Below are 23,009 nucleotides of genomic sequence, written 5' to 3'. Positions count from 1 at the left end.
CGTTAATCGATAAAATGCAACACTTTTTACTTTAAATTCACTTTTATTTAACAAACTGTAAGAATTTCTCAAATAGAAAGCCTTAAAATCGATAATTCGTTGATGTTTACAATTTTATATAAAAAAAGTAGTACAGAAACATCATTATACAAGAAATAAAACCTGACATAGTTTTGATTTTATTCAACAAAAAAGGGCTGGCACAAACGCCAGCCCTTAAAAGGGATATATTTTTAAAGGGAAAAGTTAAATGTTCATTTCCGGAATTTCTCCTTCTATAATTAATTCTGCTTCGGTTGAAGCAATGATATGCTCAACAGAAACACCTGGCGCTCGTTCTAAGAGCTTAAAACCATTTTTAGTTACTTCGAGAACTGCAAGCTCTGTTACAACCTTTTTAACGCAGCTTACGCCTGTTAATGGCAAAGTGCATTTTTTTAGGATTTTAGACTCTCCTGCTTTATTAACGTGCATCATGGCAACAATGATATTTTCAGCAGAAGCAACCAAATCCATTGCACCTCCCATTCCTTTCACCATTTTTCCCGGAATTTTCCAGTTGGCAATATCTCCGTTTTCAGAAACTTCCATTGCGCCAAGAATAGTTAAATCAACTTTTTGGCTTCGAATCATTCCAAAACTAAAGGCCGAATCAAAGAAACTCGCTCCCGGAAGTGTGGTAATTGTTTGCTTTCCAGCGTTGATAATATCAGCATCTTCTTCTCCTGCAAAAGGAAAAGGTCCCATACCCAAAACACCGTTTTCGCTCTGAAACTCAACTGCAATATCTTCTCTAACATAATTTGCAACCAAAGTGGGAATCCCAATACCCAGATTAACAAAATATCTGTCTTTTACTTCTTTAGCAATTCGTTTTGCTATATCTTCTTTTGTTAACATATTTATAATGTGTCAATTTGGAAATTAGATAATTAGATAATGCCTAAACATTGAACAATCTAATTAATTCTAATTATCACATTTTCTAATTATCTAATATTTTACTTTATATAATTTAAAGTAATTTCATAAAAATCAATAACATATCAATTATAAAATTTATTTAACGCAACAATTTTGCGTTATCTAATTCATTATCTAATTGATAATTTATCTCATTATCTAATTCCTCTGTCTTACAGTACGTTGCTCGATTCTTTTTTCAAATTTTTCTCCCTGAAAGATGCGCTGTACCATAATTCCCGGAATATGAATCTGATTTGGGTCTAATGTTCCAACAGGAACCAATTCTTCAACCTCAGCAATTGTAATTTTGCCTGCGCCCGCCATACAGGCGTTAAAGTTTCTGGCCGTTCCTTTAAAAATCAGATTTCCTGCTTCGTCGCCTTTCCAAGCTTTTACAATGGCAAAATCAGCTTTGAAAGCTTCTTCCATAATATGCATTTTACCGTTGAATTCACGAACTTCTTTACCTTCTGCCACTTCAGTTCCGTAACCCGCTGGTGTAAAGAAAGCTGGAATTCCTGCTTGGGCCGCGCGACAGCGTTCTGCAAGAGTTCCTTGTGGTGTTAACTCCACTTCTAACTCGCCAGAAAGCATCTGACGCTCGAATTCTGCATTTTCGCCTACATATGAGGAAATCATTTTTTTGATTTGTTTCTTCTGCAAAAGTAATCCTAAACCAAAATCATCAACACCTGCATTATTCGAAATACAAGTTAAATCCGAAATTGAGGTATTTACTAAAGCCGCAATAGTATTTTCAGGAATTCCGCATAAACCAAAACCACCAAACATAATGGTCATCCCGCTTTCAATTCCTTTTATAGCATCCTGCACGCTATCCACTTTTTTCGTTATCATAACAAACTGACTTTATTACTGTATAATTTTGATAAAAATACCATTTTTAGATTAAATTATAACGATTTCGTAAAAATAAATATATAGCGTAGATTATTAACCGCAAAGCTCAACAAACACAAAACGCAAAGTTCGCAAAGCTTAATATTTAGCTTTGCGAACTTTGCGTGAATCTTAGCGCACTTTGCGGTAAAATAATTCTTAAAAACGAACTTAAATTATAATTCGAATTCGTCTGTATTTTGTTCTGTTGTAGTAGTGTCTTTTACTTTTGGAGCACTATAACAATCTACTTTTATAGAAAGATTTGCCGGACGCTCAAATTCTGATTTAGAGACTTGTAAATTCTTATCGGCATAACACAATTTCATGAAGTAAGCCCAAACTGGTAAAGCTGCAGTTGCACCTTGTCCATAAGTCAAACTTTTGAAACGTGCCGAACGATCTTCGCATCCAACCCAAACACCTGTTACTAAGTTCGGAACCATTCCCATAAACCAACCGTCTGATTGATTTTGTGTTGTTCCCGTTTTACCCGCAATCGGGTTTTTAAACATGTATGGATATCCTGTCCAACGATTATCTCCACTTCCACCGCCTTGCGTACGTAAACGTGCCCCAGAACCGGTTTCTGTAACTCCCTGCAATAATTTGATTACTGCAAAAGCGATATCTTTATTTAAAACGTCGTGTGATTCCGGAATTGGTTCGTAAATAACCTCTCCGCTTTTGTTTTCGATACGGCTTAAAAATTGTGGTTTTACATATACTCCCTGATTTGCAAATGTACTGTAAGCTGCAACCATGTCTTCAACTGTAATATCTACAGCTCCTAACGCGATTGAAGGCTGTACAGGAATTTCTGTTTTAACACCCAGTTTGTGAGTCAATTCAACAACGGCCTCAGGTCCTGTTCTGTCAATTAATTTAGCTGAAACTGTATTGATAGAATTGGCTAAACCTTGCTTTAAAGTTACCATTCCGCGGTATCTGTTGTCAGAGTTTCTTGGTTCCCAGTCTTCCGTTACGTGGTGACGTCCTTTGTGAATCATGAAAGGTCCATCTAAAATTGAATCGCAAGGAGACATATTTAATTCCTCAATAGCAGTTGCATAAACAAAAGGCTTGAATGTAGAACCTACTTGTCTTGCTCCCTGTCCAACGTGATCGTACTGAAAATATTTGTAGTTGATTCCACCAACCCAAGCTTTAATATTTCCGGTTTGAGGCTCCATAGCCATTAAACCAGATTGTAAAAAGTGTTTGTAATAACGAATAGAATCCATCGGCGTCATAATCGTATCGCGCTCTCCTTTCCAGGTAAAGATTCTCATTTGTGTTTTTACTTTGAATGAAGCAATGATATCGTCTTCACTTTTGTCAAGATCTTTCATGATTGCCCAACGAGTTGAGTTTTTCATGGCCTGCATCATCAATTTCTCTGTTTCTGCCTGGGTGATATTTACGAAAGGTGCATTTTTATTGTTTTTTTGCTCGATGAAAAATTGCTGTTGCAAATTTTTCATGTGTGCCGAAACCGCTTCTTCAGCATATTGCTGCATTCTTGAATCGATAGTAGTGTAGATTTTCAATCCATCTTTGTAGATATCATAATCAGAACCGTCTGGTTTTTTGTTCTCCGCCATCCATTTCTTCATATAATCACGAAGATATTCTCTGAAATAGGTTGCTGTACCTTCACGGTGACTTTCTAATTTGAATTTTAATGCGATTGGTAATTCCTGTAATCTTTCTTTTTCTGCTGTAGAAATCATTTTAGCTTTCTCCATCTGTGCAAGAACTACATTACGACGATTCTTTACACCCTGCGGGTTACGAACTGGATTGTACAACCCTGAGTTTTTGAACATTCCGACTAAAATAGCCGACTCGTCCATTGTTAAGTCTTTTGGATCTTTCGAAAAATAGGTCTGTGCTGCAGAACTCACTCCAACAGAATAATTTCCGAAGTCGTAAACATTACAATACATGGCCAGAATTTCATTTTTCGTATATTGTCTTTCGAGACGAATGGCTATAATCCATTCTTTTATTTTTTGTACAATTCTAAATGGCAAGAACTTAGAACCTTCACCATGAAATAATTGCTTTGCTAATTGCTGTGTTAGAGTACTCGCTCCACCATTTGTTCCTAAAGTAAAAACGGCTCTTAAAGTTCCGCGTCCGTCAATTCCGGAATGTTCGTAAAAACGAGCGTCTTCGGTAGCAACTAAAGCTTCAACTAAGCTTTTTGGCAAATCCGAATATTTAAGCTGTGATCTGTTTGTTTTAAAATACTTTCCAATTACAACTCCATCAGAAGAAATAATTTCGGTTGCTAAATTAGAATCCGGGTTTTCTAAATCTTCAAAAGAAGGCATCGATCCGAAAAGCCCCCACGAAGCGAATAAAAAGAAAGCCAGAATGCCTAATAAAAAGTAGACAAAAAATCTCCAGAATTTCTTTTTATAGTAGTTAATATCTTTAGTACTATTAGGTTGATTGTTTTTTTTGGTGGCCATAACTATTTATCTAATCTTTTTGTTCAATTCTAAAACCTACATCTGTAATACCTTCTAAAGCTTCAACACCAGGAATTTTTCCCGATTCACGAACAGCTTGTTTGATGTGTACTTTGTATTTTCCTCTAAACTTAACATCTTCTTTGTAATACAGTTTACTTTCTTTTATATCAGTAAAACCATTTCCTAACAAGGTTCCATCCGGTTTAGCCATTTCGTATTCTAAAGTATCCACTTTGGTAAAACCGTTTGGTGTTTCAATAGCAACAATTAAAAACAAATTTTTGAAAGGATAATTGTTGTTATCTCTCAAATTTACAAATAAATTGTATTTTTTGGTTGAATCTAAAACAGGCAGATCAAAGGTTACAATACTGTCTTTGTGCCATGCACTTCCAACAGATTTGTACTCATCGAATACTCTTTTTTTATCGCAGGAAAAAAGAAGTATTGCTGCCAAAAGAAGAATTCCGCTATTTTTTATTCTCATTTTTAGTAATAATTATAGGTTTTCTCGGTTCAGCCGGTTTATTGTTATCGTTCGATTTTGGCTTATTCGAATGATTCGGCTTATTGTTATTATTCTGTTTGTTTTTGTTTGGATTTCCTCCTGCCGCTGGCTTATTGCCATTATTGTTACTTTGTTGCGGTTTAGCAGGAGCAGCCACTACAGCACCTTCAGCGTTAGGTTTACGCTTGCGATTTGGCTTTTTCTTTCTTTTTGGCTGATCAAAACGAGTTAAACTTTCCTGACCCATTGCATTATTAAAATCTTTTTCAGGCTCTGAAGTTACTTCAATAGCAAAATCTTCAAGGGAAGAAACTTTGTTCTTTTGTTTATTTTCAGCAATGATTTCTTTTACCTGATCGATTTTCAAAACATGCCAGTTTGCAAAATTATTTGTGTAAGCAAACCACATCAAGCCTTTAAAAATATCTTGTTTTTGGCAAATTGCATCTCCTTTTTCGGTTACTAACTTCGTATCGTAATCCGGAAAATCCTTCAACGCATCCATGTACGTATCAAGTTCGTAGTTTAAACAACACTTTAATTTTCCGCATTGTCCGGCTAATTTTTGGGGATTTAGCGAAAGCTGCTGATAACGTGCAGCCGAAGTATTGACACTTCTAAAATCTGTTAACCAGGTTGAACAGCAAAGTTCACGTCCGCAAGAACCAATTCCTCCCAAACGAGCCGCTTCCTGACGGAAACCAACTTGTTTCATTTCGACTCTTGTGCTAAATTCTTTAGCAAAATCTTTAATCAAAAGTCTAAAATCGACTCTGTCATTTGCTGTATAGTAAAAAGTAGCTTTTGACCCGTCGCCCTGAAATTCAATATCAGAAATCTTCATTTCCAATTTATGCTGAATTGCCAGTTCACGTGCGCGAACTTTCATCGGTTCTTCACGATCACGAGCTACAGACCAAATATCGATGTCTTTTTGAGATGCTTTTCGGTAAATTTTAGGCACTTCGTTACTTTCGTGATTAACACCTTTTTTCTTCATTTGAATTTTTACCAATTCTCCTGTCAAAGTAACAATTCCAATATCATGTCCTGGTGATGCAACAGTTGCTACAATATCACCAATACTTAAAGTTAATTTCTCTGAATTTCTAAAAAATTCCTTGCGTCCGTTTTTAAAACGAACCTCAACACAATCAAAAATTGCCTCTCCATTAGACGGACTCATGTTTGCAAGCCAGTCAAAAACAGTCAATTTATTGCAGCTATCGGTGCCGCAAGTCCCATTATTTTTACAACCTTTTGGTGCGCCACCATCTGAGGTTGAACAACTTGTACATGCCATAATTATATATGTAGTGCTGCAAAAACACAGCTTAAGTTCATAAACGTTTGATCGGTAAAGATAGTATTTTTTTTAGTTTGCTTTTTATGGATTACTTCTAAAGGGTTGTTAAATAAAAAAGCTGCCCTTTTTTGGTATCAAAATCATTTTAATTTTCTTCTCTGTCTCTCAATTTTAGAAAATATTCTTTAAATAAAAGCTTACCCCGTCAATTTTCTTATATAAAAAATCCTTTTTAATTTTTATCCTGAAATATATTTCTCAATTTTATGTTTTTATCTTACAACATAATTCGAAAGCACCTAAATTATCAATTTTGATTTAAATCAAACTTAATCCTTCATTTTAAATACCACTAAAAATGCAAAACCAAATTGAAAGTTTCCTTTTTCAGGGAAAATTTGACGAGGCCAGAGAATGCCTAAATAACGGAGAAAAATTTAATGAACAATATCTTAAAAACAATTTTTCTCAAATCGCAGCCAAAATCATTGAAGCCAAAGAGATTGATTTCATCGAAAAATTAATAAATGCCGGATTTATTGAAACCGATATTTACGAACTGGACAGTTTTGATAAATCAATTTTTGCTCCTTTGACCAGATATTTAAAAGATGATGACGAATCGCTTTCTTTTTTCGAAACATTGATGTCCAAAATGGACAATCTTAATGACGAGATCAGCGATCAGACTTTACTAAGATATTTTCTGGAAAAAGGCGCACCTCCAAAAATAATAAAAACCCTGATAGATAATTTTGGAGCTGATGCTCAGTATAAAAACAATGCCGAAGAAAACCTTATCTATTCTGTTATAAATACTTATGGTTTGGAAACAGAAAAAACAAAAGAGTACATCTTTATACTTACAGATAACGGTGTTGACATTAACGAAAAAAATATTGTTGGGACAACACCGCTAATGTGCGCTGTTAAAAGAGCTCGAAAAGATATTTTACCATTTTTGCTTGAAAACGGCGCAGATCCCAACGAAACCGACAACCTCAATAATACTGCTTTTTATTATGCTGTGGCAGAACAGTTTTCGTATGATATTTACAATGCTTTAGCTGCTGTTTCTTCACCTGATTTTAATATTGTAAACAAAGACGGACGAACTTTATTGACTAATTTTATAAGTTCTGTTTCTGGTTCGCCAACAGATATCGCATTTCTTGAAAGATTATTATCTGATGGTGCCGATGTCAGTTTCTGCGCTCAATATTACGGACAGCCAAAATCCGGAATTGATTTTGTTGTTGAAAAGAAGTCGGATATTCTGAAATCAGTTTTAGATACTGTTTCTCTGGATATCAACGAGCAAGACAATCAAGGAAACACAATTTTGCATAAAGTTTGTGCCTATAATGTTAATTATGATGCCGAAATGGCAAAGGAAACCTATCGAAAAGTAAAGTTGTTATTAGATCAGGGCGCTGATATTACGATCACAAATGATAAAGATGAAACAGCATTAATGCTGGCTTCCGGCGATAATTTAAAAATTAAGACGGTTGAACTTTTAATGAAACAATAAATAATCATTTATTTAAAAACGAATATACATGTCAATGTCATTTATAATTGCCTGTGAAAATGGCAACAGAAAAATAGCCGAGTTACTTCTTCAAAATAAAGAAGTCGATGTAAAATATACAGACGAAAGAGGGAGAACTGCCTTGCATTATGCCGCACACAGAGGATATTTGGATATTGTAAAAATATTAACCGAAGATGGCGCCGATATTAATTATGAAGATCATCAGGGAGAAACACCGTTATATTTTGCCTGTTTGCAAAAACAGAAACAAACCGCTTTGTATCTTTTAGAAAATGGTGCGGAAATTACTAAAAACGATAAATACGGAAATAGCCTTTTACATTTAGTGGCTCAGACCGCTCAAATTGAAATTGCAACAAAGTTGCTTGAAGCAGGAATTGATGTTAATTTACTGAATAACAATGGAGAAACTCCACTTTTATTAGCCTCAGCAAAATTAAACAGAGAAATTATTCAATTGCTTTTAGACAACGGCGCTGACATTAATGTAACCGACAAACAAGGAAATACACCTTTACTTTATGGTTGTTATACCAAATCGATCCCGATGGTGACATTGCTTCTTGATAACGGTGCAGCTATTAATCATGCGAATCATTCTGGAGAAAATGCGCTCTTAATTGCCTGTTACGAAACCAACAGAATGCTTGCTAAACTTTTAGTAGAAAAAGGGGCCGATGTTTTTGTATCCAATAATAATGGATATTCGCCTATTTGGTACGCTTGCGCGAATAATCAAAAGGAAATTGTCTCTTTGTTTTTAGAAAATGGAGTTGATGTAAACTACAGTAAACCTTTGGCCAGCGATACATCATCTATGAATGATTATCTGGATTGGATTGTTAGTGCTACCAATATTTCTAACGAATCCAGCTTTACACTAAACACAAGTTACAATTATGGCGGAGAAAGTCTTTTGCATGTAGCGACCAAAAAAGGCAATTTGAGTATGGTAAAATTATTAATCGAAGCAGGAGCAAATATCAACATTCAGGACGAATCCGGGAACACGCCTTTACACTACAGTGCCGCAAACGGAAAGAAGGATGTTGTAAAATATTTACTTGACAACAAAGCGGATGCCTCAATTGTAAACGTAAAAGAACAAAAAGCAATTGACTACTCGAATGTGAAAGGTTTTAATGAAATTACCGAAATGATTCTGAAATATGCTCCATCAGGAACGGTTGTTACACCAATTCACCAACAAGAACCGCAAAAAGCTGATATTTCCAATTCTATGGAAGGAAAGAAAAAAGCATTATTGGATTTGAAAGAACTTTTGGATGCCGGTATTTTAACTTCGGAAGAGTTTGATGTTGAGAAAAGTAAGATTTTAAAAAGTTAAATCTTAATTATATTCATAAAAGAGAAACCCTATTTTGTATTATACAAATAGGGTTTCTCTTTTTAAAATATCATTTTCTAAGTTTCCTTAACCGTAATAATCTTCACCGGACAAGCTTTTGCTGCCAATTCACAGCTTTCTACAATAGCATGATTAGCAGATTTTAAAGTAAAAAATCCTTTTGAATTCTGCGAATGAATCAATACTGATTTCCCATCTTTTTTGGACATCTGAAAATGAATCGGATCCATTTCAACACAGTAATTACAGCCAATGCATTTATCTCTTTGTAAAGTTACGATAACCATTATGCTTCAACAATTTTATATAATTTATCAGACATTCTGATTCTGAACGGAAGTTTAAAAGTACAATCGTCTCCTTTTGTTGCTTTTTCAGCAGAAGCATCTCCAACAAACATTTCGTCAATTATCATTTCCTGCGCCCCTGTACTTGGACCTGTTACCAGAATTTTATCTCCGATTTTAATATCGTAAGCTTCAATCCTGAATTGACCAACTTCTGCTTTTGGGAAATAATGTGTTCCTTTTCCAACATACACTTTCTTTTGCGTTGCCGCAGATCCCGGAATATCACTCCATTCACCTAACTCTTGACCTAAATAATAACCTGACCAAAAACCACGATTATAAACCGTATTCAAAGCTTCCATCCAAACTTCGATTTTTTCTTTAGAGAATGATTTGTCATAATAAGAATCAATCGCTTCACGATAGGTTTTTATTACGGTTGCCACATATTCCGGCGCACGGCCACGACCTTCAATTTTAAGAACCTGAATCCCTGAATCTATAACCTGACCTAAGAAATCAATTGTACATAAATCTTTTGGCGACATCATGTATTCGTTATCCAATTCGATTTCAAAACCGGTTTCCTGATCGATAACGGTATATTTTTTACGGCAATTTTGCTTACAAGCTCCTCGATTTGCCGATGAATTATGCGAATGTAAACTCAAATAACATTTTCCTGAAACTGCCATACATAAAGCACCATGTCCGAAAATTTCAATTTCTACTAAATTTCCGTTCGGTCCTTTTATCTGTTCTTTTTCAATTTGGTCGGTAATCTTCTTTACCTGACGCAAACTCAATTCGCGACTTAAAACCATTGTATCTGCAAATAAACTGTAGAATTTTATTGTTTCGATATTAGTTACATTCAGTTGTGTAGAAATATGAACTTCCATTGAAATACTTCTCGCCATGGCAATAACCGCTTGATCCGATGCAATAACCGCTGTAATATTCGCTTCTTTGGCTTTGTTCAAAAGTGTTTTTACCATAGATAAATCGTGATCGTAAATTATGGTGTTTAAAGTCAGATAACTTCGAACATTTTTAGCCTCACAACGATTAGCAATTTCCTGCAAATCATCCATAGTGAAATTCACTGTCGAACGTGCACGCATGTTGAGTTGTTCTACACCAAAATAGATAGAATCTGCACCATTATCAAGCGCAGCCTGAAGTGACTCAAAACTCCCGGCGGGAGCCATAAGTTCGATTTTGTTGTTTATTGTCATTTTTATTGTATTGTTTTCCAATGATTAAACCACTGATATGTTATTTTGTTATGGATATACATTGTCCCTGCGGTTGAAACCGTAGGCTATGTTTTGCTTTGTGTGTGGTATTTAATATTGCCCGTGGTTTTAACCACGGGAGACGTATTTTAATAAATGTCAATTCTGCAAAACGTATAATCGTAATGGATATCGATTTTCCCTGCGGTTGAAACCGCAGGCTATGTTTTGATTTGCGTGTGGTATTTAATATTGCCCGTGGTTTTAACCACGGGTGACGTATTTTAATAAATGTCAATTCTGCAAAACGTATAATCGTAATGGATATCCATTTTCCCTACGGTTGAAACCGCAGGCTATATTTTGCTTTGCGTGTGGTATTTTCAATATAGCCCGTGGTTTCAACCACGGGAAACGTATCGATGTCGATCAACCTTTCGGGAAAATAATATCGTTGTAGATATACATTACGCCCTGCGGTTAAAACCGCAGGCTATATTTTGCTTTTGTGTGGTATTTCAATATAGCCCGTGGTTTCAACCACGGGTGACGTATTATTATAAATGTCAATTTCTGCAAAACGTATAATCGTAATGGATATCCATTTTCCCTGCGGTTGAAACCGTAGGCTATGTTTTTGATTTGCGTGTGGTATTTAATATAGCCCGTGGTTTTAACCACGGGAGACGTATTTTAATAAATGTCAATTCTGCAAAACGTATAATCGTAATGGATATCCATTTTCCCTGCGGTTGAAACCGCAGGCTATGTTTTGATTTGCGTGTGGCATTTAATGCCCGTGGTTTTAACCACGGGTGACGTATTTTAATAAATGTCAATTCTGCAAAACGTATAATCGTAATGGATATCCATTTTCCCTGCGGTTGAAACCGCAGGCTATATTTGCTTTGCGTGTGGTATTTTCAATATAGCCCGTGGTTTCAACCACGGGGGCGTATTTTAATAATCAAAAATCAATTCTACAAAGTATAATCGTAATGGATATCCGTTGCGTCCTGCGGTTAAAACCGCAGGCTATGTTTTGCTTTGTGTGTGGTATTTCAATATAGCCCGTGGTTTCAACCACGGGAGAAGTTTTGATACGAATTCATTTATTTCCCAATCCATGCAATTTTACAAACTCATCAAATTCATCCTGACCGTTTTTCTTTAGATGATGTTTCTTTTGATTTTTTATGTAATGGTAAACGATATCTAACTGAGATTCACTGACTGAAAAAGCCGCATACCCTGTTTGCCAGGCAAATTTTTCAAGGATAAGCTCTTCTCTATTTATAAAATGAGAAGAGCTTCCTTTTATTTGCTTTACAATGTCTGAGATTGTTTTTTGTGGATTTTGTAAAAATAAAACATGTACATGGTCCGGCATACCATTTATGATTCTAACGGGACATCCGAGTTCAGTTAGCTCTTGCCAGATGAAATCGTAAAATTTTTTCTCAATGGAAAAATCAATTAATTCCTGACGATATTTCGTTGCCCAAATTGCATGAATCCATAATTTGGTAAAGGATTGTGACATAAATAAGTTAGCATAAATTTTTTGCTAATTTACAATTTTATACAATTTATCTGACAAACGAATACGAAAAGGAACTTCAAAAGTAACTTTATCTCCAATTTTGGCAGTTGTAGTTTCTGCGCTATCGACAACCATTTTTTCTAAAATCATTTCCTGATTTCCTGTAGTGGGTCCGGAAATTAAGATTTTATCGCCAATGTTTAGCTGTTGGTTTTCGATAGTAAATTGTGCTACTTGGGCTTTTACATAGTAATGTTCAGCTTTCCCAAGAAGTACTTTTTTGATTTTTATCTTCTGACGAATATCTGCTGGTTTTTCATTTGTACCTAATGCCGCATTTGGTAACTCGCCTGAATGTTTGAATTTTAGGTTTTCAGATTTTCCTTTTCTAAACACTTTATTTCCAACCTGTTTTCCAGTTCTCAAACGAACCTGGTCAACCAAAGGCATATGAATAATATCCAGACATTCTGTAGAGCAGCAGTTTTCCATTGCCTTTTTACATTCATCACATTGAATAAACAACAAATGGCATCCGTCATTTTCACAATTAGTGTGATTATCACAAGGTTTTCCGCATTGATGACATTGTGAGATAATATCATCTGTGATTCTTTCGCCAAGACGATTATCGAATACAAAGTTTTTTCCGATGAATTTGCTTTCTAAACCTTCGGCCTCAATTTGCTTGGCGTAATTGATAATTCCACCTTCTAATTGATATACATTTTTAAAACCCTGATGTTTAAAATAAGCACTCGCTTTTTCGCAGCGAATTCCACCTGTACAATACATCACAAGGTTTTTATCTTCTTTATGATTTTGAAGCTGTTCGTTGATTATCGGCAAGCTCTCTCTAAAAGTTTCAACATCTGGAGTAATTGCGCCTTTAAAATGACCAACTTCACTTTCGTAATGATTTCTAAAATCTACTACAATAGTGTTGGGATCATCCAAAATAGCATTGAATTCTTTGGCTTTCAGGTGAACGCCAATATCTGTAACATCAAAGGTTTCGTCATTTAAACCATCAGCAACGATTTTATCACGAACTTTAATCGTTAGTTTTAAAAAGGAATGATCATCATGTTCTACAGCTTCATTCAATCGTATACCTTTCATGAAATCATAAACTTCAAGAGTTGCTCTAAAAGCTTCTAAATTTTCTTCAGGAATACTCATCTGAGCATTTATTCCTTCATTGGCAACATAAATTCGGCCTAAAGCATCGAGCTTATTCCAGGCTAAAAATAAATCGTCGCGAAATTTTTTGGGATCTTGAATTTTGGCATACGCATAGAAAGACAACGTTAGTCGTTGTTTACCGGCATCATCGATCATGATGGCTCTTTCTTCTGCGCTCAAAGTGTTGTACAGTTGCATGCTATAAACAGTTTTAAGTTTAGAAATTATTTTTGAGGTGCAAAAATACAAAAAAGGTTCTAAGATGCAAAGGTTCAAAGCGACAAAGGTTCTGAGTTGCTACGGTTTTTAATGCTTAACAATGACAATGTATTTGTTAAAAACAAAAAAAGCACTAAATTAATAGTGCTTTTAAAATCTTTGTACCTCTGTACCTTTGCTTCTTTGAACCTAATTAACAGAATTCATTAAACGCATCTTGCAAGTTCTCAGCGATTAATTCAGCTGGGCGACCTTCGATGTGGTGACGCTCTAACATGTGAACCAATTCTCCGTTTTTGAACAAAGCCATAGATGGCGAAGATGGAGGAAATGGAAACATATGTTGTCTTGCAGCATCTACAGCTTCCTTGTCAACACCTGCGAAAACAGTAATTAAGTGATCTGGTTTTTTAGCGCCTTCTAAACTCATTTTTGCTCCCGGACGTGCATTTCTAGCAGCACAACCACAAACAGAGTTTACAACAACTAAAGTGGTACCTTCAGCTTTGATAGCATTATCTACAGCATCAGCACTATGTAAATCTTGAAAACCTGCAGCAGTAAGTTCAGCTTGCATTGGTTTTACCATTTCTTCTGGATACATATTTTTATCTTTTAAAATTTTACTTTTGATCTTGCAAAGTTACAAAGTTTACTCGCAACTAGTAAATTTGAAGTATAAAGTTTTGTTATAGTTCGATATAAGATTTAAATCAAACAAAATGATATAAAAACATGTAAAGCTTTTTCGATAATTCTGCTATTTAAAAAATCTAAATTGCTTGTTTTATCTTTTTATGAGTAAATTGATAATTGTGTTCTTTCAAATGGCTGTTTCTGCTTATTCTGTGTCGTGTAGTTAAAACGGTTGCCTTATTTTGTTCTGCAATTTCAATAGTCGAAAGGTAACTGGTCAAATATTTTTTAAGCTTTTCTATATTCTCAACGTCAATAGAATAGATTATTTTTTTTCCTTCGTTCTTTATATGTACCAGATTTGCTTTTTTTAATTCCAGTAAATGTTTTGAAATTGTTGATTGCGCTAATGGAATCAGTTCAACAATTTCACCACAAGTTCTGTTGTTTCGTTTCCATAAAAGGGTCATAATTTGAATTCGCGTTGGATGCCCAAGTGCTTTGCAAATTTTTCCTATTCCCTTTGTTTCTATGTCAAAATTTAAGTGTTTAGTAACTCCCATAATTTGTCAATTAAATTCATTATCGTAAATAAGCGATTACGTCATATCTACTTTGTTTTCATCGGCAAAATTAGATGTTGAATAACTTTTAAATCACCTTTAGAGGTTCTTAAAACAAAAAAATAGGGCATTTTTACAGATAAAGTAATTGCACGCACATGGAGCAGATTATTTGAAAGCCTATTAAATCAAAATAAAATCTGTTCAATGTGCCAAATCTGCGTGAAAAAATCCTATTTGAATATTACCCGAAACAAAGCCTTAATAAATGGCATTTTGGGACATTTTAAAATCACTTTAAAGTCTTCAATCAAAGTAGTTTCTTCATCCAGAAACTTGAAAATCAAAGCTGGATTTCCTTTTCTGAATAAAGAAGAAAAAATAGCACTTCCCAATTCATTATGACGATGCAGAATATCCAAAAGCAATAAATCATAGAACCAGAAACGGTTTTTTTTATGAAATTTTGTCATTCTGAGCGGAGTCGAAGAATCACTTTGAAGAAACGTGATTAATTGAGATGATTTTTTATCTGTGTTTTTAAACGTGTAACCTGTACTTGCTTTTGTCCAGCCACCGGCGGTTCCAATATTCAGAACGCGTTTGGTGTTTTTTTTCCAAAAAGGATAACATGTCATTGGAATACTTCCCTGCTCCCTTTCTATAATTTCATATTGCTGAGTACCAAGATTTTGTATATAAAGCTGAATTTCTTTTTCATATTCTTCTTTTGAAAGCAGATTTTCTGAAAACAAAGTATATTCGACCAAAGCTTCGGTTTCAGAAGTTGGCAAAACATACATAAAACGGGTATTGCCTTTTTGCTCTACCGAAAAATCCATGAAAGTGGCTTTCTGCAGATTGAAGATTTCGGCTTCGGTTTTCACAAACCAACCCACAAAATGCTGTTGTAAAACCGAATATTTATTCTGGCTTAAAGCAAAAGCTTTGGTGTAAATGCTATTGAAAAGATAATTACAAGTATATCGGTTTTCTTCTGTTCCGATAAAAACGTGCGTTTCAAGTTCGTTGATGTCGGTTACTTTCTCTTTTAGAAAAGTAATATTGGATTCTTTTGAAATTTCATCAAAAACAAAATTATAAAAATCTAATCCCCGAATTTGATTGTATTGATAAGGCTTCAACGCCAAATCGCGTTTAAAATTTTCATTGGCAAATAAAGCCGAATCCCATTTTTTTGAAATGACAGAATTCCAGATCGTTTCTTCTTTTGCCCAAAAACACCAGGTTCTGTCATTGGTTTTCTTTTGATTTTCGTCTAAAAGTAAAACCGATTTATCTTTAAAATTTCCAGACAAAACCATTTTATATACGGTCATCAAAGCTGCTAAACCCGTTCCGGTAAAAATGTAATCGAAGTGTTTGATTTGAGAAGAATCCATTTTCAAAAATAAGTATTTTTATTCTTTCAATTTTTCTAAAAGCATTTTAAAATCCTTTGGACTTAGATAACTGTTGTACTGCAGAATGATTTCGTTTTTTTCATTCAAAACACACAAAACCGGATATACAATTTGATTGTTCATTGTTCCGAGTTGCAAAGCGAGTTCATGAACACCAACATTATTTCCCGAAGGAGCGTATTTAAAAGTCTTGTTATTAAACTTGATATCTCGTTTTTCCTCAGCATTAAAATCAATAAAATAGAAATCTGAATTCAGTTTATCAATAATTTCCTGATTTTTAAAAGTCGTATTTTTCATTCTTTGGCAAAACTGACACCAATCGGTATGGATAAAAACAACAATTTTTCTTTTTTGAATTTGCTGCAAACTATCAATTGCCTCAAAAGACCTGCTTTGCAATTGGCAAAATCCTGTTGAGGTAATTCCAAAAAAGAAGATAATTAATGCTAGCTTTTTCATTTCTTTTTATTTTTTAACCACTCCCGATAGCTTATCGGGATTCACAGATTAAAAAGATTATTTTAAAGATGGTTTGCCACGAATTTCACTAATTTACACAAATTAAATTCGAGATAATTCGTGCAATTCGTGGCGAAAAAATCTTTTTAATCTGCAGCATACAATTTTACCTCAAAGTATATCGCAATCCAAAAAAACCGCGAATAGTCTGGTTTTGTCCGTAAACATAAGTCGTGTCAAAAGTTAAACCGTACGGATTATCGGGTGTAACCAATACTTTTCCTGCCAAATCATATTGTACGTTTTTATCAAAAGGATCATTTGTTCTTGAAATCAAAAACGGATTGTTTTGTTTTGGAGTAAAATTCAACAGATTCTTGATTCCGCCATAAATCTCAAAATTCTTCCAGCCGGAATACGTAAACTGAATATTCTGAATACTATACCACGGAGATTCCGGACTTCTCGGATCGTATTCGCTCAGTAAAGGCAATTTCATCGGGCTGTAAACATTTCCGGTATAATCCAACAATAAATTTAAGGATTCTATTTTATATGAAATGCTCCAGGTTCCGGTAAAATTTTCTGTTAAAAAAGGTCTTTCAGAAATTCCGTTTTCGACATTTTTATTATCTAGAACTGTTGCTCCTAAAATTAATTTTAATCCCGTTGGGAAATTAACGTCAACATTCGTGCTGATTCCCTGGCTTATTGCATATCCGTTGATATTGTCATAAATAATTTTGTTAGGGTCCGTTTCATAATCTGATATGATTTTATTACTGAATCTGGTATAAAAAGCCGTTGTTTCAATTCCGATAAAAGTTCCGTTGGTAAAGTTTATCTTTTGAATATAATTCAGATTTGCATTGATGGATTGTTCGGGCTTCAAATCATTCTGAATCACCACATCTCTTGAACCCGTAAGTGCTGCGTGATCTTCTGTAAATAAATTCACAACCCTAAATCCCGTTCCGGCGTTGAATCTAAAAATCGTATTGTCGCTTTTCTTCCATCTGTAAGCAAATCTTGGCGTGTAAATAGAACCATGAATTGAGTTGTAATCGTAACGCATTCCCAGCAAAACCTGACTTTTTGGTGAAAGGGTAATTTCATCCTGAACAAAAATTCCGGGCAGCCATGTACTTTCTGCTTCCTTTGTTGCCGTGGTATTATCGTCATAATACGAATATCGGTTGGCGATTCCGGCAAGGAAATCATTTCGACCTATTTTTTTATCCCACGTTAATTGCAAAAAACCAATCTTCTGATTCGCGATATACGATGTTGTTCCGTAACGACTGTCCTGATAATGGACATTTCCGGAGAACGAAAGCATCAGTTTTTCTTCAAAAGGCAATTGATAGCTTCCTATTAATTCTCCTCTTTTGGTATAAATGCTTTCACCGTAAATTTCATCCCCGCCTCGGTATTTTTTTTCCCAACGAACATCTCCACCCCAGCGATCTTCATACATTCCGCGAGCTGCGATCGTAAAAAGGCGATTATTGTTACGTAGAAAATTCCATTTATTAAAAATCGAAATTCGCTCAGACAAAGTCACATCTGTAAAGTTGTCTTTGTCTTTGTCTATTACCTGATCGTAGTTGAAATAGTTAAGTCCTAAAAGTGAAATTGCTTTTTTTCCGGCATTAAACTTCATTCCTAAATCAAGATTACTTTCAAAATAAGAAGTTGTAAAATAATCCGCAGAAAACATCGGCGCAGTTGTTGGGTTTTTAGTAATAATGTTAATCAAACCGCCAACGGCTTCACTTCCGTACAATGACGAAGCGGGACCTTTTACAATCTCGATTCGTTCCACAAGAGAATTCGGAATTCCGGATAAACCATAAACCGTCGAAAGACTGCTTACAATTGGCATTCCATCAATCAAAACCAAAGTATACGGACCTTCCAATCCGTTTATATGAATATCGCCTGTATTACAAACACCACAATTAAGCTGTGGCCGAACACCATTAATGTTTTGAAGCGCTTCATAAATACTAGCTGTTGGATTTTTCTTGAAGAAAACCGGGGAATAAACCTCAACAGGAACGGCACTTTCTAATCGTTTCACTGCTTTTAAAGTTCCTGAAACAACAACTTCGTTTAGTTGATTTTGATTATCGGTTAATTCAAAATTGAATGTGTTGATAGCATCTTTTGTGACTTCTATTTTCTTTTTTAAAGTTTGAAAACCTGAATAAGAAATCTGAATGGTATGATTTCCAACGGCAACATTATCTAAAGAATAATATCCCAAACTATCTGTAACTGTTTTTTGGTTCGTACCCAATAAATGCACGCTTGCGGCTTGTATCTTTCTTCCTTCGTCGGATACAAAACCAGAAACAGAAGTGGTTTCCTGAGCAAAGGAGAGTTGTAAAGTAAACAAAATCAATACTAATATTGAATTTTCCATCGTTGCAAAATTAAATTTAGACAAATCTAAAAATTAAATTTGACAAATAACAATTCTCAACCTAAAAACTTTTAAAAGTGTTTTGATTCGGTTAATTGGAAATATTTTTTTGCCACGGATTGCACGAATTAACACAAATTAAATTCGAGAAAATTAGTGCAACTCGTGGCAAAAAATCAAATAAATGATTCTTCGATAAGTTCTTTGTTGATGGAAGCACCAGCAAAAGATCCCGAAGAAACTGCCATTGCCACAGATCGCGCCTGAATCACAGAATCTCCACTTGCATAAATACCCGGAATATTTGTTTTCTGCATCATATCAACCTTTATTAAACCTTGTTCTGTTAATTCGCAGCCTAAAGTTTCAGGTAAAGAACAATGCTGCTCAAAAGGTGGTCTGTGATAAATGGCCTTTATCTCAATTTTTGTTTGATTTTTGAAGACAACATTTTGAATATTCCCATTTTCATGTTCCAATGAATCAATCTCGTCTTCAATAATTTCTATTTGATGTTTCTTAAGAACCTTAGTTTGCTTGGAGGTTAAAGTTGATTTTCCGTTGGTTAATAATCTTAATTCTTTTGTCCAGTTTGAAATTAACTTTGCATACTCAAATCCCATTTCGCCATTGGCAATAATTGCGGTTTTCTCTTTTTTTACTTCGTAACCGTGGCAATACGGGCAATGTAAAACCGAAATTCCCCAGCAATCTGCAAAACCGTTTATTTCCGGAAGCAAATCTTTAACTCCGGTTGCAAATAGTATTTTTTTTGAAGTGAATGTTTTTCCGTCTTCTGTTTTAATTTCAAAACCCTTCTCGGTTTTAATTGCATCTACAGCAACTCCGTTATAAAACTGAACGGTGTCATAAAAGTCAACTTGTATTTTGGCTTTCGCCGAAATAACAGCAGGCTTTTCACCATCGTGTGTAATAAAATTATGAGAATGTGGCGTTTGTCTGTTGCAAGGCAAACCACTGTCAATTACTAAAACTTGTCGTAACGAACGACCCAAACTCATCGCTGCCGAAAGTCCACTATAACTTCCACCAACAATAATCACTTCAAAGTCTTTTTGCTGTATCATAATATTGTAATTTTAATGATTTCTGTTTCTATGGAATTTATAATTTAAAAGATGTCCGATGATCATTCCGATTCCGCCAATAAAAATCAAATCAAGATGAAGGTCCAGAATTATTTCGCTTAAAACACTAATCCAGATTAATGCCATTGAAATAATAAGAATAGTTGCCACCAACAGATTAGATTTTTTGATAATTTTGAAAACTGCAATCAAACCAATTACAGCAAAAAATAAATCAATAAAAGAATTGTGACTAACCCCCAAAGGAAGAATTGTAAGGAGTGGAAAAACCAGACAGTGAACCAAACAAACAGTCGCGCTGGAAATTCCTAAAATATCGTAAAAGGATGTTGCTATTTTCTTCATTTCTTGTACATTTGCTTAATGCAATTTTGTTGCAAATATACACATTAAAATTAATTGCAACAATGTTGCGTTAAATATTTATTAATTCATATTATATGAAAACAACACGTAACACCGCAGCAAAGACAGCCGTTTTAGAGGTTTTTGACAAATCTAAAACTGCACTGTCTCATACAGAAATTCAAAAACAACTAAACGATATTTGTGATCGGGTTACAACTTACAGGATCTTGGATCGTTTAATGAGTGATGATATTATTCATAAAATTTCTAATCTTGACGGTACGGTTAAATACGCAAAATGCAACCATTCTCATCAGCGAGTACACATACATAATCACGCACATTTTAGCTGCGAAAACTGCCATGAGATTACTTGCCTCGAAAATGTTAAGCCGAGTTATATTATGCCGAATAATTATAAAGTAAAGGAGATAAATTTCACCTTATCAGGATTATGTCCAAATTGTTTAAATTCTAACATTTAAGATTTAGACTTGCCTAAAAATATTGTTGCACGAATATAATTTATCCCTATATTTGTTTAAACAACATTTTTTACAATGACCAAATCGTTAGAAGAAGTTCACCAATCGGTTGCTACAGAACATAAAAAAACAGGATTCAGAAAAATATTAGCCTTTTTAGGCCCCGCTTATTTAGTAAGTGTGGGTTATATGGATCCCGGAAACTGGGCAACAGATATCGCTGGTGGAAGTCAGTTTGGCTATTCTTTACTTTGGGTTTTGCTAATGAGCAACCTAATGGCTTTACTTTTGCAAAGTTTAAGCGCAAGACTTGGAATCGTAACACAACGCGATTTGGCACAGGCTTCAAGAGAAACCTATTCTAAATTCATCAATTATATTTTATACTTTCTTGCCGAAATTGCCATAGCAGCCTGCGACTTAGCGGAAGTTTTGGGAATGGCCATCGGAATCAATCTATTGTTTGGTATTCCGCTTATCGAAGGTGTTTTGATTACCGTTTTAGATACTTTCATTTTATTATTCTTAATCAATAAAGGAATTCGAAAAATGGAAGCGTTTATTATCGCTTTAGTAGCGATTATTGGATTCTCTTTTATTTTTGAAATGATTTTTGCCGAACCGGAATTAGATAAGGTAATTTACGGATTGATCCCTTCGATTCCGAGTTCAGCCGCCTTATATATCGCTATTGGAATAATTGGTGCAACGGTAATGCCGCATAACTTGTATCTGCACTCTTCACTGGTCCAAACCAGAAAATTCGACCGAACTCCAGCCGGAATTAAACAGGCTTTGAAATACAATTTTATAGATTCTACAATTGCTTTAAATCTCGCGTTTTTTGTAAATGCGGCTATTTTAATTTTGGCAGCGGCGACATTTTATAAAAACGGAATGTTTCAAGTCGCCGAAATTCAGGATGCACACGAATTTCTGGAACCGCTATTGGGAACAAAGTGGGCTCCCATTTTATTTGCCGTCGCCTTAATTGCCGCCGGACAAAGTTCTACAGTGACCGGAACTTTAGCCGGACAAATTGTAATGGAAGGTTATTTGAATTTACGAATTCAGCCTTGGGTGCGCCGAATTATTACTCGTTTAATTGCGATTGTTCCTGCGGTTATCGTAATATTAATTTATGGCGAAAGCGTAACCGGAAAACTTTTGATTCTAAGCCAGGTAATTTTGAGTTTACAATTAGGGTTTGCAATCATTCCACTGATACATTTTGTGAGCGATAAAACCAAAATGAAAGGGTTTCATATTTCCAGAATAACCCAAATTGCAGCCTGGATTATAGCTTCGATTATTGTAACGTTAAATGCAAAATTAGTTTATGATGAGATTTCATCATGGCTTGAAAGTTCAAATCATCCTGCACTTCTTTGGTTTACGGTTGTTCCGCTTGCTTTTGGATTTCTGGCTTTGTTGCTTTACATTGTTGTAAAACCTTTTATTGCCAGAATAAAATCAAATATCGAAAATCATTCGCCTCATCATTTAAAACTGGAATATACGCCAAGGGCAGTTTACAACAAGAAAAACATCGCTATTTCAGTCGATTTCTCGAAAGCCGATGAAGCTGCACTAAACAATGCGTTTGAACTGGGCGGAATCGACGCACAATACACCTTAATTCACATTGTTGAAACTGTTGGTGCCTTAATGTACGGAGGTCACGTCGACGATCACGAAACGACAGTTGATGAAAAATTATTATTAGAATATAAAGATATGCTTTCGCAGAAGGGCTTCAACATCAAAACTGAACTTGGCTTTGGAAAACCTAACACCGTGATCCCGAAGATTATCAATAAGGGAAATTTTGATATTCTGGTAATGGGAACCCACGGCCACACTGGCTTAAAAGATATTTTATTTGGCACAACGGTAGATAAATTGAGACATAAAATTTCTATACCTTTGTTGATTGTTAAATAAATTAGGCACAGAGGTCCAGAGTTGCAAAGGGACAAAGGTTTCTAC

Annotated in this window: 20 protein-coding genes; 4 read left to right on the top strand and 16 right to left on the bottom strand. The window is 34.9% G+C overall.

Going from position 1 to position 23,009, the window contains the following annotated elements; translation table 11 throughout:
- Positions 1-246: 246 nt before the first annotated feature.
- The 5 genes from SD960_RS16065 to SD960_RS16045 all read right to left on the bottom strand — a co-directional run bounded on the left by SD960_RS16065 (position 247) and on the right by SD960_RS16045 (position 6,160).
- A complete protein-coding gene (locus SD960_RS16065; protein WP_318804710.1) occupies positions 247-900 on the bottom strand; it encodes a 3-oxoacid CoA-transferase subunit B in 654 nt (217 codons plus the stop codon).
- Positions 901-1,122: 222 nt separating this feature from the next.
- Positions 1,123-1,824, bottom strand: a complete 702-nt coding sequence (locus SD960_RS16060) for a CoA transferase subunit A (RefSeq protein WP_318804708.1) — start codon at positions 1,822-1,824, stop codon at positions 1,123-1,125.
- 218 nt (positions 1,825-2,042) lie between these two features.
- Positions 2,043-4,346, bottom strand: a complete 2,304-nt coding sequence (locus SD960_RS16055) for a penicillin-binding protein 1A (RefSeq protein ID WP_318804707.1) — start codon at positions 4,344-4,346, stop codon at positions 2,043-2,045.
- 10 nt (positions 4,347-4,356) lie between these two features.
- On the bottom strand, positions 4,357-4,836 hold the full coding sequence (locus SD960_RS16050) for a gliding motility lipoprotein GldH (RefSeq protein ID WP_042563576.1): 480 nt from the start codon (positions 4,834-4,836) through the stop codon (positions 4,357-4,359).
- On the bottom strand, positions 4,820-6,160 hold the full coding sequence (locus SD960_RS16045) for a regulatory iron-sulfur-containing complex subunit RicT (protein WP_318804706.1): 1,341 nt from the start codon (positions 6,158-6,160) through the stop codon (positions 4,820-4,822). Before SD960_RS16045 ends, SD960_RS16050 begins: the two co-directional genes overlap by 17 nt.
- A 361-nt stretch (positions 6,161-6,521) precedes the next feature.
- On the opposite strand from SD960_RS16045, the gene SD960_RS16040 reads away from it, so the two are divergent.
- The gene (locus SD960_RS16040; RefSeq protein WP_318804704.1) at positions 6,522-7,697 is read left to right on the top strand and encodes an ankyrin repeat domain-containing protein; all 1,176 of its coding nucleotides are present in this window, start codon (positions 6,522-6,524) and stop codon (positions 7,695-7,697) included.
- Positions 7,698-7,725: 28 nt separating this feature from the next.
- Positions 7,726-9,069: an ankyrin repeat domain-containing protein gene (locus SD960_RS16035; protein WP_318804702.1), complete on the top strand. Its 1,344-nt coding sequence runs from the start codon at positions 7,726-7,728 to the stop codon at positions 9,067-9,069.
- A 77-nt stretch (positions 9,070-9,146) separates the two neighbouring features.
- Here the strand turns inward: SD960_RS16035 and SD960_RS16030 are convergent, their stop codons facing one another.
- From SD960_RS16030 to SD960_RS15980, 11 genes are all read right to left on the bottom strand, one after another.
- A complete protein-coding gene (locus SD960_RS16030; protein WP_318804700.1) occupies positions 9,147-9,377 on the bottom strand; it encodes a ferredoxin in 231 nt (76 codons plus the stop codon).
- Positions 9,377-10,618 (bottom strand): peptidase U32 family protein, encoded by a 1,242-nt coding sequence (locus tag SD960_RS16025; protein ID WP_318804699.1) that lies wholly within the window; start codon positions 10,616-10,618, stop codon positions 9,377-9,379. The genes SD960_RS16030 and SD960_RS16025 overlap by 1 nt, the downstream gene beginning before the upstream one ends.
- Positions 10,619-11,726: 1,108 nt before the next feature.
- Positions 11,727-12,161 (bottom strand): IS200/IS605 family transposase, encoded by a 435-nt coding sequence (gene tnpA / locus SD960_RS16020; RefSeq protein WP_318804697.1) that lies wholly within the window; start codon positions 12,159-12,161, stop codon positions 11,727-11,729.
- 24 nt (positions 12,162-12,185) lie between these two features.
- Entirely contained in the window at positions 12,186-13,544 is a 1,359-nt protein-coding gene (locus tag SD960_RS16015; protein WP_318804696.1) for a rhodanese-related sulfurtransferase, read from the bottom strand.
- A 214-nt stretch (positions 13,545-13,758) separates the two neighbouring features.
- Complete coding sequence (locus SD960_RS16010; RefSeq protein ID WP_026982321.1) at positions 13,759-14,169, bottom strand: BrxA/BrxB family bacilliredoxin; 411 nt, start codon at positions 14,167-14,169, stop codon at positions 13,759-13,761.
- A 169-nt stretch (positions 14,170-14,338) separates the two neighbouring features.
- Complete coding sequence (locus SD960_RS16005) at positions 14,339-14,764, bottom strand: metalloregulator ArsR/SmtB family transcription factor (RefSeq protein WP_318804692.1); 426 nt, start codon at positions 14,762-14,764, stop codon at positions 14,339-14,341.
- Positions 14,765-14,997: 233 nt separating this feature from the next.
- Positions 14,998-16,167 (bottom strand): lycopene cyclase family protein, encoded by a 1,170-nt coding sequence (locus SD960_RS16000; protein ID WP_318804691.1) that lies wholly within the window; start codon positions 16,165-16,167, stop codon positions 14,998-15,000.
- 18 nt (positions 16,168-16,185) lie between these two features.
- Complete coding sequence (locus tag SD960_RS15995) at positions 16,186-16,650, bottom strand: thioredoxin family protein (protein ID WP_318804690.1); 465 nt, start codon at positions 16,648-16,650, stop codon at positions 16,186-16,188.
- A 166-nt stretch (positions 16,651-16,816) separates the two neighbouring features.
- The gene (locus SD960_RS15990) at positions 16,817-19,078 is read right to left on the bottom strand and encodes a TonB-dependent receptor (RefSeq protein ID WP_318804688.1); all 2,262 of its coding nucleotides are present in this window, start codon (positions 19,076-19,078) and stop codon (positions 16,817-16,819) included.
- 176 nt (positions 19,079-19,254) lie between these two features.
- A complete protein-coding gene (locus SD960_RS15985) occupies positions 19,255-20,166 on the bottom strand; it encodes an NAD(P)/FAD-dependent oxidoreductase (protein WP_318804687.1) in 912 nt (303 codons plus the stop codon).
- A gap of 12 nt (positions 20,167-20,178) precedes the next feature.
- Entirely contained in the window at positions 20,179-20,532 is a 354-nt protein-coding gene (locus SD960_RS15980; protein ID WP_318804685.1) for a MerC family mercury resistance protein, read from the bottom strand.
- Positions 20,533-20,627: 95 nt separating this feature from the next.
- Here SD960_RS15980 and SD960_RS15975 point away from each other — a divergent pair, with 95 nt between their 5' ends.
- Positions 20,628-21,020, top strand: a complete 393-nt coding sequence (locus tag SD960_RS15975; protein ID WP_318804684.1) for a Fur family transcriptional regulator — start codon at positions 20,628-20,630, stop codon at positions 21,018-21,020.
- A 75-nt stretch (positions 21,021-21,095) separates the two neighbouring features.
- On the top strand, positions 21,096-22,964 hold the full coding sequence (locus SD960_RS15970; RefSeq protein WP_318804683.1) for an Nramp family divalent metal transporter: 1,869 nt from the start codon (positions 21,096-21,098) through the stop codon (positions 22,962-22,964).
- Positions 22,965-23,009: the final 45 nt, after the last annotated feature.

The sequence above is a fragment of the Flavobacterium sp. MMLR14_040 genome, assembly GCF_033657265.1.
Classification (GTDB): Bacteria; Bacteroidota; Bacteroidia; order Flavobacteriales; family Flavobacteriaceae; genus Flavobacterium.
The sequence above is the reverse complement of the archived record's forward strand: the minus strand, read 5'-3'. Positions and strand labels throughout refer to the sequence as shown.

Excerpts from the sequence above, each read along its gene's own strand:
- SD960_RS16000 (WP_318804691.1), bottom strand. The coding sequence starts at position 16,167 with ATGGATTCTTCTCAAATCAAACACTTCGATTACATTTTTACCGGAACG.
- tnpA (WP_318804697.1), bottom strand. The coding sequence starts at position 12,161 with ATGTCACAATCCTTTACCAAATTATGGATTCATGCAATTTGGGCAACG.
- SD960_RS16005 (WP_318804692.1), bottom strand. The coding sequence starts at position 14,764 with ATGGGAGTTACTAAACACTTAAATTTTGACATAGAAACAAAGGGAATA.
- SD960_RS16065 (WP_318804710.1), bottom strand. The coding sequence starts at position 900 with ATGTTAACAAAAGAAGATATAGCAAAACGAATTGCTAAAGAAGTAAAA.
- SD960_RS15995 (WP_318804690.1), bottom strand. The coding sequence starts at position 16,650 with ATGAAAAAGCTAGCATTAATTATCTTCTTTTTTGGAATTACCTCAACA.
- SD960_RS16045 (WP_318804706.1), bottom strand. The coding sequence starts at position 6,160 with ATGGCATGTACAAGTTGTTCAACCTCAGATGGTGGCGCACCAAAAGGT.
- SD960_RS16055 (WP_318804707.1), bottom strand. The coding sequence starts at position 4,346 with ATGGCCACCAAAAAAAACAATCAACCTAATAGTACTAAAGATATTAAC.
- SD960_RS15980 (WP_318804685.1), bottom strand. The coding sequence starts at position 20,532 with ATGAAGAAAATAGCAACATCCTTTTACGATATTTTAGGAATTTCCAGC.
- SD960_RS15970 (WP_318804683.1), top strand. The coding sequence starts at position 21,096 with ATGACCAAATCGTTAGAAGAAGTTCACCAATCGGTTGCTACAGAACAT.
- SD960_RS16035 (WP_318804702.1), top strand. The coding sequence starts at position 7,726 with ATGTCAATGTCATTTATAATTGCCTGTGAAAATGGCAACAGAAAAATA.
- SD960_RS16015 (WP_318804696.1), bottom strand. The coding sequence starts at position 13,544 with ATGCAACTGTACAACACTTTGAGCGCAGAAGAAAGAGCCATCATGATC.
- SD960_RS15985 (WP_318804687.1), bottom strand. The coding sequence starts at position 20,166 with ATGATACAGCAAAAAGACTTTGAAGTGATTATTGTTGGTGGAAGTTAT.
- SD960_RS16025 (WP_318804699.1), bottom strand. The coding sequence starts at position 10,618 with ATGACAATAAACAACAAAATCGAACTTATGGCTCCCGCCGGGAGTTTT.
- SD960_RS15990 (WP_318804688.1), bottom strand. The coding sequence starts at position 19,078 with ATGGAAAATTCAATATTAGTATTGATTTTGTTTACTTTACAACTCTCC.
- SD960_RS16040 (WP_318804704.1), top strand. The coding sequence starts at position 6,522 with ATGCAAAACCAAATTGAAAGTTTCCTTTTTCAGGGAAAATTTGACGAG.
- SD960_RS15975 (WP_318804684.1), top strand. The coding sequence starts at position 20,628 with ATGAAAACAACACGTAACACCGCAGCAAAGACAGCCGTTTTAGAGGTT.
- SD960_RS16060 (WP_318804708.1), bottom strand. The coding sequence starts at position 1,824 with ATGATAACGAAAAAAGTGGATAGCGTGCAGGATGCTATAAAAGGAATT.
- SD960_RS16050 (WP_042563576.1), bottom strand. The coding sequence starts at position 4,836 with ATGAGAATAAAAAATAGCGGAATTCTTCTTTTGGCAGCAATACTTCTT.
- SD960_RS16030 (WP_318804700.1), bottom strand. The coding sequence starts at position 9,377 with ATGGTTATCGTAACTTTACAAAGAGATAAATGCATTGGCTGTAATTAC.
- SD960_RS16010 (WP_026982321.1), bottom strand. The coding sequence starts at position 14,169 with ATGTATCCAGAAGAAATGGTAAAACCAATGCAAGCTGAACTTACTGCT.